This is a genomic window from Parabacteroides hominis, from assembly GCF_014287585.1.
Taxonomy (GTDB): Bacteria; Bacteroidota; Bacteroidia; order Bacteroidales; family Tannerellaceae; genus Parabacteroides; species Parabacteroides hominis.
The window spans coordinates 1-15,322 of record NZ_JACOOJ010000021.1 but is presented as its reverse complement, the minus strand read 5'-3'; the positions used below and the strand labels follow the sequence as shown (position 1 = coordinate 15,322).

Sequence of the window (15,322 nt, the reverse complement as noted above, 5' to 3'; positions counted from 1 at the left end):
TGAAACAAAATTTTCACCGGCAGAAAACTTTTATTCCGACTTGATCACCTCTGCCGGGTTCTGGTTCGCAGCCTTATGGATGCGCCAACCTGTGCTAAGGGTTAGCAGCAGGACCAGTACAACCCAAATGACCGGATAAAGCCACCAACTGATTGTCGCCTGTAGCACATAGTTTTCAATCCATGATTTCATGACCAGGTAGCTGACCGGAAATGCTATAACCGAAGCAATGCATAACAGGCGCAGATTACTGGCAAAGAATAGCCTCATGATATCCAATGCCTTTGCCCCGTTCACTTTGCGGACGGCGATTTCTTTCTTTTTCTGTTCGCAGTCTAAAGTCACCTGGGAGAATACGCCGAACAACGAGATCAAGATACAGACTACAGTCACGAAGTCGAGCATCTTGAGTAGTGCCTTTTCCGATTTCAGAAACTTTTCATATTCTTCTTCCATAAAAGCTACATGTATGTCGACAGCGTTCGGTTGCATCTTCTTTGCCAACTGCTCGACCTGCCGTTTGCATAGTTCGCGGCTTCCCGGCTGATGTCGGAATATGACAGTCGTTGAATAATCATTCTGTATATTTTTCTTAACCGGACTGAAATCGAGCATCACCGGTTTTACCGGAACGGTAGGGGGCGAGATATAGAAGTCTTTGAAAATGCCGTCGATGACCAATCCTTTCTGATCTTTGACGCTAAGTGTTTTGCCGATCGGATTGTCGATCTTCAATTCCTTTACGGCTGCTTCGTTCAGGAGTATATGCCGTTCGGTATCTCCCTCCGGCAACTTGCCTTTTAGTAACTGAAGGCCATAAAACTCAAAGTAACGGTTGTTACATGGAATTGCTTGGATCGTGAGATCTTCCACGGAAGCAGGCTTGCCTTCCCACTCTGTAAAGTATCTGTAGGAGCGGGAGTAACTTGGAAATAGCGGATCGTTTCCGTCCGGATATACTTCTGCGATAGAAGAGAGTTTGGCGACTTCTTCTTTCAAACCGTCTGTTTTAGGATATATACGAACATCGCCCCGGTCTTCCCGGTTTAGTCCGAGATCGGTCGTGTGCAAGTGATAGATTTGTTTGATCAGTACCGACGAACTGAATATGAACCCGATGCTGATTATCAATTGCAAGGTAAGGCTTATTTTCGGGAAGATGTTCTTTCCTTTCCCGTCAAATGAACCTTTGAGGGCCTTTTGTAGCGAATGCTTCCTGAAATAGTAGATAGGGAACAAAGAGAACAGGAAAGCCAGCAAGGTGATGAATCCGAAATAGGCAAATGTCTCCAAATAGAGACTGAACGAATCAGTTTTTACATTCGACAATTCCTGGAATGCAGGCAGTATGATTTCGATCAGAACTATTCCGGCCAAGAGAGCCATGAAAAGTGTAAGCAGGTATTCGGAAGCAAACAGGACAAACAGATTGCCGTCAGACGAACCGCACACTTTCCGGAGTCCGATCTCTTTACTGCGTATCCGTATGCGGTTGGCGAACAGGGTCAGATAGTTGAATAGTGCGCACAGGATCACCAATCCCCCGGCAAGCGCGAAAAGCAGGATATGTTCGAACTTGATAGTAGGCTCTTCTTCGGGATGGTCATACCGCATGGCAGTGAGCGATGTCAGAACGAGATGAGTCAGCGAGTCTTTGTCTTTCTTTATTTTATGTTCGTAAAGTTTCTTTTTAAAAGCTTCCATATCCGTTCCCGGACGAACCTTTATAAAAGTCTGGCAATAGGCTATGTTCCATTCCTCCGTTTGCCGGGACGGCTTCAGTATTCCGAACGGGAAATTCGAATGCTGGTCCTGACTTTTGACTATGGCACATATTTCCATATTGTCAGACCAAATCTTCAGTTTTTCACCTAATGGGTTCTTTGTGCCGAAGACCTCTTTGGCAAGCCTGTCCGTGATCGCGATCTTGTTGCTTCCCGGAATCATAAAATCCCGGCTACCGGAGATCAGTTCTATCTCGAACATGCGTTCGACAGTTGAATCCATGACCATATCGAAAGATTCGTATTTCTTTTCGTTGTAGAGGAAATCATTTTTCCAAGCACTGGTATTGCAACTTTCCTCTACCTCTGGGAACGTCTCTTTTAAATAACGGGCCAGCGGGTAAGGAGTGACAGATGAAACGCCTTGGTCGTTTGTCTCCGATTCCACCCGGACGTAATAAATCCGGTCTGCGTCCTTCCTGAACGTGTCATAAGTCAACTCATACCGTATCCAAAGCGACGATAACGCAAAGCTGGTAAATCCGATTGCGAGTCCGACAATACAAATGAATGATTGCAATTTATATTTCAGGAGATTGCGGAGAGCTATTTTGATGTAATGGTATAGCATAGTTCTATGATTTGTTGTTATTATTCCGACTTGATCACCTCCGCCGGATTGGTCCGGGCGGCCCGTATCGTTTGATAGAGGACGGTTCCGATGATCAGGATGATGGTGGCAAATATGATTACGATATACATCCAGACAAAGATATTGCTCCGGTAGGCATATTGCTGCAACCAATTTTGCATGAACAACCACGCGAGCGGTAGTGCCAGAAGATTGGCTATCAGTGCAATTGTCAGATATTCCAGGAAAAACATCTTGACAATCGTGCCGGCAGAAGCTCCCATCACTTTCCGTATGGCAATTTCTTTCCTCCGTTGTTCCATATTGCTGGACGAGATGGAATAAAGCCCGAAGATGGAGATTAGCGTACAGAACAGGGCCAGCAATGTAAAGAGCTGCAGGCTGGCATTCTCGGAAGTGCTGAGCTGATCAAGTATCTGACTTATGGTCTGTACTTTGCAGGTGGCGGGATCGCCTTGCTTAGAGTGTTTTTTGAATACATTCCGGATTGCTTTGATCGCGGCTTTTTCTTTTCCGGGTTCGGTACGGGCATAATAAAAATAGCTGTTCCATTTGCTTGGATCGGTTACGATCACTTGCGGCAGCATCGGGTTGCGCAAACTGGCTGCTTGGAAGTTTTGGATGATCCCGACGATTTCCATTTCGGCACGTCCCCTGCTTCCGTCTCTCATTGTCGTATAGTTCCAAATGCTGATCTTCTTTCCGATAGGATCGTTTATGCCCATGATACGAGCCGCCTCTTCATTGATGACGGCTTTTGTCCAAGAGGAATGCCTGTTACCGTCGGATAGATCTCCTTCATTGACGAAACGGCCTTTCAGCATCGGTATGTTGAAAACTTCCGGGAAGTTGCCGCCTACTTGCAGGACTTGGAAGTTCGGATTAAAATCCAGTGGTTTCCCTTCCCATTCGACTTCGTTTTGTGTATAAGGTTCATGAGTGATGGTAAATATTCCGGCTTGTGTGAATCCTTTTAGGACAGCTAATGAAGAAATCTCGCGACTGATTCCTTCCCGGTCGTTGAATGTCATTTCCATCTGTATCAGACCCTCTTTCCGGAATCCCAAGTTTTTATGTTTCATGAAAGATATTTGCCTGAACATGATAAATGTGCTCATCAGGAAGAATATGCAAATACATAGTTGGAGTGTCATGCTGATTTTGCGGAAACCGCTTTTCCGGGTAGGAGAGATTCCTCCGGATATTAATAGAGAAGAAGCGCGTACAAAATGCAGGAATAACGGTAGGCTGACGATCGTGAGTATCAAGCAGCTAATGCCTGTTATGATACAAAGATGGCTAAATAAGAGTTTTCGCTGTAATGTCGTTTCGAATAGGCGTGAGAAGCCGCCAGCGGTTAATTCCAACAGGCAGGAGGCCAATAGAAAACTGATCCCGACAAGCAACGTCAATTCCAGCAGCAACTGGATAACCAAGTTCTTTTTATCAGCGCCGATCGCATTTCTCAATTTCATTTCTTTGTTCCGTAAATAGATACGGTTCAACAGCAGATTGGTGAAATTAAAGAAAACGCAGAGTAACAATAAGAGCCCGGTTATCGTGAATGTGCGGATGTAGGAAAGATTAAATGTCAATTCGCTTCCGAATGTATGACGGACATCCGTCAGGGGAGCCAACTTCAACAGGATTGATTTATTGTACTCATGCTCGACTATATAAGCATTGATCTTCTTCTCAAATGCTTTTATATTAATGTTGGGTGCTAATAATAGATAGATTTTAGTGTTTAACAAGGCCCATTGCTTTTCGTCCGTGATCCGGTTTTCCCGGTCATGGTCGAATTTATCCAATTCATAAACATCGGCTTGCATCATGGAGTTGTTGGGCGAATCTTCCAGGACGGACACGATCGTAATGCTTTTACGATATCCGTTTTCAAGGGTTTTGCCTAATGCTTTCTCCGGTGTTTTGAAATATTTCACGGCAAAAGACCGGGTAACGGCTATCTCATCCAGTGTTTTCAGGATATCATCCTTTTTACCGCAAATTACGGGACGTGGAAAGAATTTGAAATACTGTTCGTCAATGAATTCCTCGTCCGGATCCTCTAACCTTGTTTCTCCATATTTGAAACTCGAACCGTATTTGGAATAAATCTGTGTTGTCTCTATTACTTCCGGGAAATCTTTTTTCAGTTTGCGTGCCAGGATAAGCGGTAATTCCTCTGATTTCTTTCCCGTTTGTTTATCGATTCCGTACACCCGGTAAATTTGCCCGGATTGCGGATAAAACCCGTCGTAGTTCGTCTCATATTGGTACCAGTTCCATCCGTATGTGAAACAGATCAGCCCGATTGCCAGGCCGACAATACTGATGGTGGATTGCACTTTATATTTTGCCAAGTTGCGAAATGCAATTTTGATATAGTGTTGTAGTATCATGATCGTTTGTTTTTATTCTGATTTGATTGCTTCTGCCGGATTTGTCCGGGCTGCCTTGCGTATTTGCCAAATCAAAGTCAGCAAAGAAATTACTCCTGTAAGTAATAAAGCGATGGCAAATAGCCACCAGGAGATAGTGGCCTTGTGAGCGAAATTTTCCAGATATTTGTGGATCGTAAGCCAGGTGACAGGAGTCGCCACAACAAATGCGATCGCGAGAAGTTTATAATATTTTCGTAATAGCATTTGCATGATGATGGAAGTTGTCGCTCCGTTGACTTTGCGGATAGCTATTTCGCGGTAACGTCGCTGTACGTCAAACAGGGATAGCCCGAACAGACCTAATGAGGAGATCAGGATTGCTATCAGTGCAAATACCGTATAGATACTGGTTACCTTTTGGTCCTCTTTGTAAATGGCTTTTATCTCATCTTCTGCAAAAGAATAGACGAATTCTCCTCCAACGGTTTCTTCATGTAATTTTTGTAGGAAACGGATTGCTTCTTGGCGTTTGCCTGGAACGATGTGAGCTGTCAAACGTTCATAGCGGTATCCTATGTCATAAGCGAAAACGAGTGGAAGTGTTGCTTGCGACAAATGTCCTATTTGAAAGTCTTTGACTATGCCAACGATGTTGTAAGCAGGGTTTTTGTCCATATTAGGCATGTCGGAACTCCACCATAATCTACTTTCGGGTTGTAACTTAGCTGTTGTAATATCGGTGATGCCAAATATTTTTTTTGCCGTTTCATTGATAATCAAGTTGTATGTCCCGAAATGGTCGATCGAGTCGTTCCAATTGCGTCCTTCTATTATTTGAAGATTGTATATATTCATGTACTTTTCGTCTGTATTGTTATAAATAACCAATTGTTTTTTCCCTTGGAATTCAAATTGTATATGTGGCTCTCCATATTCGTAAGGGCTTTCTCCGTAAGCCCAATCTGTAAACAAAGGAGATTCATTCATCTTTGTCGTAATAATATTGTCGAGTTGTTTTTGTTTTTCCCTTTTAGCCATTGATTGTTCATACGTATCATCTAATGCATAATCGCTACGGAGAAATTGGACTTTGATGATGTCTTTCGTACGGTATCCATTGTCGTAGTTCAGCATGAAATGCAACTGTTTGATGAAAAATAACGATACGATGATGAGAGAAATCGATATGCCGTATTGGATAACCAGGAATATATTTCTTGAAGTGATTGAATTTCCTCCTTTGTTTATGGATTGCAATGTATGAATCGGCGTTGCATATTGATATTTGAAAAAGGGATAAGAAGAGGTCAACATAGGTAAAAGGACCAACAACACGAGCGCAAGCATAAGATTCAAATGCCAGTCGTTTGATTGGGAGATGTCCCAATGATTGTTTAGATACTCTTGTGTCAATTCAACAAATACCCATCCGATAAACAAGGCACAAGCGAGAATGAATATATTTTCGATATAGATTTGCCCGAACAGGTGCAGACGTTTTGCTCCGAATACTTTTTTCATACCAAATTCCCTGGCTCGTTTTTGTATAAGTACGGCATAGATATTGGTAAAATTAAAAAGTCCGATAATTAGGATTAGAAAAGTTACAACTGTCAATATCCTGACGTTTGTCTTATTTCCTTTATAAAATAAATTAAAGTCGTGAATTGTCTGGTCGAAATAAACTTCTTTCATGGGGAAGAATTGATATCGTTGATATCGATCTCCCGCTTTCATGTACATGTAATAATCCAATCGTTTGTTTACCAGTTTCAGATCGCTTCCCGGATAAAGCAGAGCAATGCTTTGAGGCATTCTTGACCATTTTTTCTGCATAGACTTGGAGATCAGGATGTCGAAATGCAAGGAACTTTTACCTGCAGGATTTCCAATAATGCCTTCGATCGTCACCGGCTGCCCGAATGTGAAAGAAAGAGTTTTGCCGATCGGATTCTTATTTCCAAACAGCTTTTTTGATAACTCCTGCGTAATTACCGCACTTTCCGGTTTTAAAAGTAGTGTATTCCGATTACCAATGAGGATCGGAAAATCTAACATTTGCAGAAAGTTGGTGTCTACGGCGAACAGATTTGCTGTGATTTTCTTATTCTCATAATAGATATCATGCTCCTGCATGGGGATGAATGTGGTGCTCCGTTCTACTGCCATATCTTCTAATGGCTCTCTATAGTCGGGTTCGTGATTCATATTGAAACTACCGGAAAAGTGTATCATAGGAGAATTCTGGTATTGAATTGTCGTAAGATAGAGACGATCCAGATGTTTATGAAAATGGTCTGCTGTAGTTTCTTGATAGAGATATCGGGATAGTGTTATTACACACGCCAGACTCAGCGCCAACCCCATGATGTTGATGGCACTGTAGAGTCTGAAACGTGTCAGCGATCGTAAAGCTAATCGTATTATTTTCATATTAATGTAGCCGTATCAGGATTATTCTTCTTTTATTTTAAAATCAACTCTTCCGCATCCCCAAAGGTACTATATCCTGTGACAATCACCTTGTCGCCCGGTTGGAGTCCACCGGTTATTTCGTATTGTTGCGGGTTTTGGCGGCCGATGCTGATCGGGGTTTTCCGGGCTTTCGTGCCGGATTCGTTCAGTTTGTATATCCATTGGCCGCCGGTGGTCTGGAAGAAGTCGCCACGCGGGATGACGAGAGCCTCTTCCGGTTGTCCGAGTTCGATCTGGACACGAAAACTTTTTCCGATGCGTACGTTTTCCGGGCTTGCCTCCGTAAAGACCAGATCGACGTCGAAGTTACGGTCTTTGACTTCCGGGACGACTTTGGTGATCCGGAGCGGGAACTTCCTGCTTTGCCAGGTGATGGTGGCGGGCAGGCCGGTGGTGATCCGGTCGATGTAGTATTCGCTGAGGGAAGTATGGATCTTGAACTGGTCGAGGACTTTGATCTCGGCGATCGCTTCGGTGCTCTGTACCTGTTGTCCGGGAGTTACTTTGACAAAGCTGAGCTGGCCGGAAAGAGGTGCGCGAACAACCAGATCCTCCATGCGCTCCTGGGCGCGTTCGAACTTTTTACGTTCCCGTTCAAGATCGTTTTTCATCAACTCCCGGCGCAGGATCGTGGCCGCGCTATCATGGCGCAGACCTTCTAACTGCAAAGCGGTGCTCCGGGTTTTGTAGTCGAATTCGTCCCGGGCCACTTCGAGCTGTGCCTTACTTTTGACACCCATATTGAATTCCTCTTCGTCGAGTGCATAGCTTTTTTTGAGTCGGTTCAGTTCGTAAGTCGTCTGCAAGGTTTCTTGTTGCAGGTCGATGCTTTTCTGTTCCATCTCGATCTCTTTCTCTTGATAAGAGATCAGTTGCTTTTCCCATTCATCCTGCTGGTCTTCGATGGTGCGGATCAGGTCGGGATTGTTGAGTGTCAGGATTGTATCGCCCTTATCCAGCATGGTTCCTTCTTCTGCTATGATCCGGTCCACGCTGCCGGCTTCACGGGCGTTGATCTGGATAGTGAGAATAGGTTGCACGACCCCTTCGACGTCTACATATTCCAAAAACTTATTGTTGGAGGCTTCACCGATGATCAGGTTTTCTGCTTCGGTACGGAGTTTCCTGCCACCGGAGGCAGCGATCCCGACATATACGAGAAGAGCTATGAATGCGATTCCCCCGGCGATATGCCAGCGGTAACGGTAATAAACAGGTTTCTTTGCAATTGGTTTATCCATTTGATATGTATGATTTTTAATATTCAATATTCAATTTCTGAATTATTTCAGAAGGAGTTCGTAATCTTCCGTGATCGGGATCATCTTTTCGAAATCGTAACCGGTCAGGCTGCGGAGACCGTAATAGAGATTCCAATAATTATATAAAGCCGCGATGTAAGCACGACGGGAGTTGTCTTTTTCGGCTATGGCGGCATTGAGGTCGAGAATCGTCGATTTGCCCAATAGGTAAAGCCTGCGTGCCACATCGTTACGGCGTTGGGCCGTTTGGTCTGTTTTATAGGCTATTGCGACTTTGCCGGCCTGTATGTTGAACTGTTTGACGATCTTCGCTACGTTCAGTTCGAAGTCCATCCGCTCCTGTTCCAGTTCGGTGTAAACCTTGTCGCGGTTGCTTTTGGCCACTTTCACCCGGCCTTTTCCTACGCCCCAGTCCAGTATCGGTATGCGTACACCCAATGTCACCAATTGCTGGTCCATCGGGTCGCGATAGGACTCTTTCAGCTTTTCGTTGCTTTGCGTCAGCCCGAACTGTGCATATAAGGCGGCTTTAAAACCCCGGTTGGCTTTCGCCTCGGCAACGGTGCTTTCACTTTGCAACCGGCGGCGTTCGAAGGCGCTGATATCCGGATTGTTCTGGAAAGCAAGCTGCATGGCTTCGTTTACATCGACCGTGAAATGAGGAATGCTGTCGTCGGGAATCACGACCAAGGTGATATTTTCGGAAATACCTAAATAGCTACGGAGCGACTGGATATAATCGTCGACCTCGATTTGTGCGTTGAGGCGGTTTGTCTGTTCGGTCAGTTTGTTGAGTTCCAGTTGGAGCATTTCGTTTTCGGTGATCGTCCCGATATTGTAACGTCCTTGTGCATACCGGTAAAGTGTGTCGGCGTATGCGAAATTATAGTTTGCGATTTCCAGCGAGGTCTGTGCCGTTGCCAAGTTAAAGAAGCGGTTAGTCGTATAGGCTGCTACCAGTTCGAGCGTTTCGATATAGGTCTTTTTGGCCTCTTCATATTTGATCGGTTCGATGCGGCGTTCCCATTTGAGGTCATTGAAACCGAATAAGTCTTGTTCATATCCTATGACAACCGGAGTACTCTTGTAAGACGAGACATTGTCGGTGAACATATCTAACCTTTCAAGTCCGGTTTTTAATAAAACCTTACCGCCTGTAAGGGCTATGTTTTGTTGGATTTCGAGACCGGCATCGACCGAGAGCTGGTTCCGATGTACGAATTTGTCGCTACCGTCTTCCAATGTGACTGACTGGATGGAACGGTTCAGGCTCGGATCGGATGTAAGCGTCAGGCTCGGTAACTGTTTTGCCCGGAACGAACGCCAGTTCCAGTAAGAAGCCCTGAAAGCGTGACGGGCGGCAATCGCTTCAGGAGAATTTCGGCGCGCCGTTTCGATCGCTTCGCCCAATGTCAGCGTAAGTGTTTTCTGCGCCAATAGTTGAAGGGGAAGCAGTACACATATAAGTATGGATAATATTTGTTTCATGATAAGTATAAAACAAAATATATGCCATAACTGTAAAGTATTGATTTTAAATATAATAGGAAAAGTCGGTCAGGCTGCTACCGTGCAAATTCGCACAAATTACGTGCAGATTTGCACGATATGTCGTATTCGATTTGTTCTTATAGCATATATTGAATTTCTTCTTATAGATAATGGACCTACGCTCATATAAATCACAGAATATGAAAAATACAAATTCTGCTAAAGACCTTCTGTCTGCCACATTTTATTCATGCGCATTAGACGGTGCTATATATGATAAACATTGAATTAAGTTCTACTTTAATCGCGAATTTATTGTGCTAACGGATGAGTAAAAATAAAACGGCAACCTTCGCTATATTTTTTATCTAACCAGATCTTTCCACCCAACCGTTCGACTATCAGTTTACAGATGGACAAACCCAGGCCTGTTCCCTGTACAAATGTATTCAACTTCACAAAACGCTCGAAGATTTGCTCCTGTTTATCCAGTGGAATACCTGACCCTGTATCTGTTACGCTGAAATAAACAAGTTTAGCCTCCTTGTCGAACTTATATGATAAGGAGATAAAACCATTTTGTGTAAATTTGCAAGCGTTTCCGATTAGATTGATCAAGACTTGTTGAAAACGAAGTTTATCTGTGTAAAGCCTGAAGTTCGTATCTGTATCCCCATCGGTAATAAACGAAAGTTTCACACTGGGTTTTACCTTACTTTTGATGCTTTCTAAAACATTGTAACAACATTCTTGCAAGTTGTGATAATCAAAAGAAAAACGATATTTCTCGGACTCGATTTTTGAAAAATCCAAAATGTCGTTAATTAAGTTCAACAATAAATCGGAATTATTATTGATGATCTTAACGTATTCTTCTTTTTCTTCCTTTTCAATGTCGCCTTCTATCAAAATATTGGCAAATCCTACGATTGCGTTAAGAGGAGTACGTATCTCATGACTCATGTTCGAAAGAAACAAACTTTTTTGACGATCGGACTCCATTGCATGCTCGCAGGCGAGGCGATATTTATCTTCTGAGATTTGTAGCTCTTTTTTCTCCCGGTTCAGTTTTTGATTCAAGCGGAAAGTATTCCAATAAAAAAAACAGCCGGACAGGAATATGGCAAATACAATCCAGGCCACTATGCGGGTTTGTTTATCCTTCAGTTTTTGTATTTCAAGTTTGTTTATCTTTAATTGCAGGTTTTTGATATTATGCATGTTACTTAGCTCCGAGATATTCTCAATGAATTGTTGTTTGATGGACTGCTCGTAAATATTTGTTATATTCCTGTATTCGACAGCAGCCTCTCTGAATAACCCTTGCTCTGTCAATATATCGGCTTTTAATCTGCCTAATTGGAAACGGCTGTTTTCCACAGCGGTTTTGGATATGGCGGCATCCACCATTCTCAAGGCTGTCGAGTTTTGCCCGATGGATTTGTAATATCTGGCCAGACATGTTTCATAATAGAAAAACATGTAAGGGGTCACTACTTTCGGGGCATGGGACTCTACTTTAGCTATATAGGCGGGAATCTCGCTATATCTTTTCTGGTAGGTAGCCAGTTCTATTTTATATGTATATAACATCATCCATCCTCGATCGTATGGATAGTAAACCTTGTTTTCATACATTTCGTCGATGTGGTTTTCCAGCTCTTCTATATATTCCTCTGCGTCATCAAGATCCTTCATCTTCAATAACGACGCTATGAGGTCGGTCAGTAGTTGGGCACGAAGCCCCATTGTCTCCTTTTCTTTCGGCAATATTTGCACTGCTTCGAGGTGGTAGTTCGCGGCGATGCTGTCCAGACCTATATAGGTATTTATTAATGCCAGGCACTCATTGCTGCATACGATCCCCATATTGCTGTTGTATGCTTTTGCCGTCTCATACAAATAATTCGCATTCAAGGTCGCTTTTTCCAAATGATGTTTTTCTATCAGATATTGGTTATAGAGTAACTGGGTTGCGAAATAATGATCGGAATATCTTCCGGACTTTTTAGATAAAGAATCGGAATAATGGGCATAAAAATTGACACAGTCTTCATTATCCAAATTGTTATATAGACGTGTAAGCTGACGTACGCTCCATTCATGCATATCGAAGTCTTTATTCGTTAAAGATTCGTTCATCAATTGTTGTAACCAATGAGCTTCTTGCGAGCTATCCTGGTAGATGTTAGCGATCTGTTTTAGTAGTTTAAAGCGTTCTTGGGGAATGACTGTATTATCCAGTAAAGACTTCAGGCTATCTTTTTGTTCTTGTATCTCTGAGCCCAATAAGGTAGTACACCACAGTAATAGTGAAAATACAAGTAAGAGTTTCTTCATTGTCATGATATTTAGATTGTTTTTAGTTTTCTGTTTTGTCTATTAAATTCCTTTATTCCACCACTGTCGGATTGCATTTGAGATCAGCCCAAAATGTAGAACCTTGCCCTTCATTGCTTGTAAAACCGACACTGCCGCCGTTAGCTTCAGCGATGGCTTTACAGATGGATAAGCCTAACCCATTGCCTTGAGCAAAATCATCTAATTTCTCGAAGCGTTCGAATACCCGTCCTTTTTTCTTATCGGATATGCCGATACCCGTATCTGATACATAAATCCGTATGTTATTTTCGCATGCTTTATACCCCATAGTGATGGAACCATGTGGTGTATATTTAATGGCATTATTGACAAAATTGGTAAGAATCTGTGCTAAGCGTTGTTTATCCAACTCCACTATACAGCTTTTATACGGATTTACAGAAATAAATTTCACATTCGGATTTGAACATTGTATTTTCATCGAGATAGCGATTTCTTCAAAATATTCAGCAAAATCAAAGCTTGTAATCTTCATTTCTGTAAAACCTGCCTCTATTTTTGATAAATCGAGAATATCATTGATTAATTTGAGTAAAAGTTCATTATTGAAAGTGATAATTTTTACAAACTCGGCTTTTGTATCGGGATCTGTTTCTTCCATTAATAATTGGGAGAAACCAACGATCGCATTCAATGGAGTTCGGATTTCATGGCTCATATTAGCAAGGAATGCGGATTTTAAACGATCAGATTTTCTCGCATCTTCCAAGTTGAGAATCATTTTCTTACGTTCAGTTATGTTTAATAAACATCCCATAACTTTATCAACCTTGCCCGTTTCGCTTTTTATCCCTATCATATTACATTCGAAGACCTCCTTATATCTTTGTTTCGCGTCATACCGGATCTCGTCATGTACTTCGGATATATTACCTGCTTTAAATTTTGCAAATATGGTATGTACACGTTCCCTATCGTCCGGCGGCATATTCAAAAGGACTTTTTCCAAGGCTAAACCTTCGTGTCTCTTTTCAAATGCATCACTTATATTTTCAAGCCTGTCTCTTGTTGTGATGCGTACCATATTCGATTCCATGTCCCAAACAAAAGGAACGATATTACCTGCCTTGAGAGCCATATTAAGTTGGCTGTTTATTGTTTTCAACTCCTCTATAAGAGTATTCCATTCCGTGTTATCTTTACGGAAGCCAACAAACTTAACAACCTTTCCATCTGTATCTTTTTCAAAAGGAGATCCGCTAATTGTACAATGTTTCCAAGCTTCTGTGTCACAAAATCTCAATCGTACATCTACAGAATATGATTCATTACGTCCTTCATCCATTAAATTAAGAAAATTCATAAGTCCTGACCTGGCTATGTCGTCTGGATGCATATAACGATGGTAATCGTTAAGACTTAATAATTTCTCTTCATTAAATCCATTCAAGGGTTCATTGTATGATTTGAATAGTTTCGTTTTTACATCATATTCCCAAAGTACGAGATTGGCATGGCGAATTACAAATTCTAATTTTTTGTGATTCCTTTCACGTTCCTGTTCGTATAAAATTGATTTTGTAATGTCTTTATGTACTCCGATAACGTAAGAAACTTGTTTTTTTTCATCCTTTCTGGCAGAGATTCTATTTGCTATGGTATGATACTGATTTGTTTTATTGTTGAATAAACGTAAAATCAGATCGGTCTCATCGATTTTTCCTGCTAATATAGTCTGGGATTTTTCAAGAAAAACCGATTTGTCATCCGGATGTACTATAGAAGCTACCTGATTTAAAGAACATCTATCTGTGAAAAATGTCTTTCCGTAAAGGGTCGAATACTGATCATTCTTCACATCATATTTCCATACATTCAGTTTTCCTGCAGAAAGTGCCATCTTAAGTCTGGCCTCAGATTGTATTAAACGCTGTTCTACCTCATATTTTGAGGTCATATCATTCAATATGACAAAATAACCATCTGTATTATCTTCGGCATCTTTAAGTCTTCTGATCTGAATATCGATGATGGATTTATCAAAAGAATTTTCATCCGAATCATGTACCGTAGTTGAAGACATATTCAGATAACCTTGTATTTGTACGTCAAAGTCTTCTCCTTTGCGAAAACGCTCTTTGTATTCATTTGCAATCGGCATGTCATCGAAAAACAAAGATTGTTTGGCTATATGCGATTGAATATCTTTTATCCCCAATATCTTAGCAGCTACTGGGTTCATCTCTTGTTGTCGCCCATTTTTATCATAAATAATTATACCGACAGATAAAGACTTGAATAAGACCAATTTTTCATAATATAGTTTTTCCCAGTTTTTTTGATAGAATTTACTATCCTTGTACACCTTCCGGTCTTTTGGAAAAACTTTCTTCTCATAGACATAGAGAAAGAGGCTCAAACAAACCAAAGAGATAAACATGCCAGAAATAACCCACCAGCCTTCTTTGCTGAGAATTGAGAAAGGTTCTGCATCTGTCATGGTAGATATACTGCATGCTTGTAATGAATATAATAAAAGGATTATCGTAGTATATATATGTTTCATATTCTCTAACTGCTTTATTCTGATTTTTACATTCGGTAAATGCATTCCTTCTTTTGCCTAAACATTGGATTTTTTCAATTACCCTTCTGTTTCCATTGTAAATCGGATGCGAAAATACGTTATAAATGAGTATGTTATCAGAGTTATGTCTTTTTTGAACTTGATGTGTGAACTTTTACTCATTCGTAAAGAAGTAGCCTGTATTCTAAAAATGTAACTTTACACTCATTATGAATAGACAGTCAAGCTTACGGGCTCAAAAGAGGCCCTTACATAATGAAGATGCTGTAATATATACAGACATGTCTGGATTTCCGATGAACGAAAGAGGGTGTGTCAAAACCGACACATCCTCTTTTTATATCGTTTCCTCCTTTTCCCGATATAGTATTTTTCTATGCCGCAATTTTCCGAGTTGTATAAGTAATAATTGCCATTTTCGTTCT

The 15,322-nt window shown here is 41.6% G+C and carries 7 protein-coding genes; all 7 read right to left on the bottom strand.

The window, feature by feature from the left end; translation table 11 throughout:
• Positions 1-30 precede the first annotated feature (30 nt).
• On the bottom strand, positions 31-2,355 hold the full coding sequence (locus tag H8S65_RS12205) for an ABC transporter permease (RefSeq protein ID WP_186930233.1): 2,325 nt from the start codon (positions 2,353-2,355) through the stop codon (positions 31-33).
• 20 nt (positions 2,356-2,375) lie between these two features.
• Positions 2,376-4,778: an ABC transporter permease gene (locus H8S65_RS12200; RefSeq protein ID WP_186930232.1), complete on the bottom strand. Its 2,403-nt coding sequence runs from the start codon at positions 4,776-4,778 to the stop codon at positions 2,376-2,378.
• A gap of 12 nt (positions 4,779-4,790) precedes the next feature.
• Positions 4,791-7,193, bottom strand: a complete 2,403-nt coding sequence (locus H8S65_RS12195; RefSeq protein WP_186930231.1) for an ABC transporter permease — start codon at positions 7,191-7,193, stop codon at positions 4,791-4,793.
• A 32-nt stretch (positions 7,194-7,225) separates the two neighbouring features.
• Positions 7,226-8,476 (bottom strand): efflux RND transporter periplasmic adaptor subunit, encoded by a 1,251-nt coding sequence (locus tag H8S65_RS12190; RefSeq protein WP_186930230.1) that lies wholly within the window; start codon positions 8,474-8,476, stop codon positions 7,226-7,228.
• A gap of 42 nt (positions 8,477-8,518) precedes the next feature.
• On the bottom strand, positions 8,519-9,985 hold the full coding sequence (locus H8S65_RS12185) for a TolC family protein (RefSeq protein ID WP_222616283.1): 1,467 nt from the start codon (positions 9,983-9,985) through the stop codon (positions 8,519-8,521).
• A gap of 315 nt (positions 9,986-10,300) precedes the next feature.
• Positions 10,301-12,328, bottom strand: a complete 2,028-nt coding sequence (locus tag H8S65_RS12180; RefSeq protein WP_186930229.1) for a sensor histidine kinase — start codon at positions 12,326-12,328, stop codon at positions 10,301-10,303.
• Positions 12,329-12,380: 52 nt separating this feature from the next.
• Positions 12,381-14,810 (bottom strand): PAS domain-containing sensor histidine kinase, encoded by a 2,430-nt coding sequence (locus H8S65_RS12175; RefSeq protein ID WP_186930228.1) that lies wholly within the window; start codon positions 14,808-14,810, stop codon positions 12,381-12,383.
• Positions 14,811-15,322 lie beyond the last annotated feature (512 nt).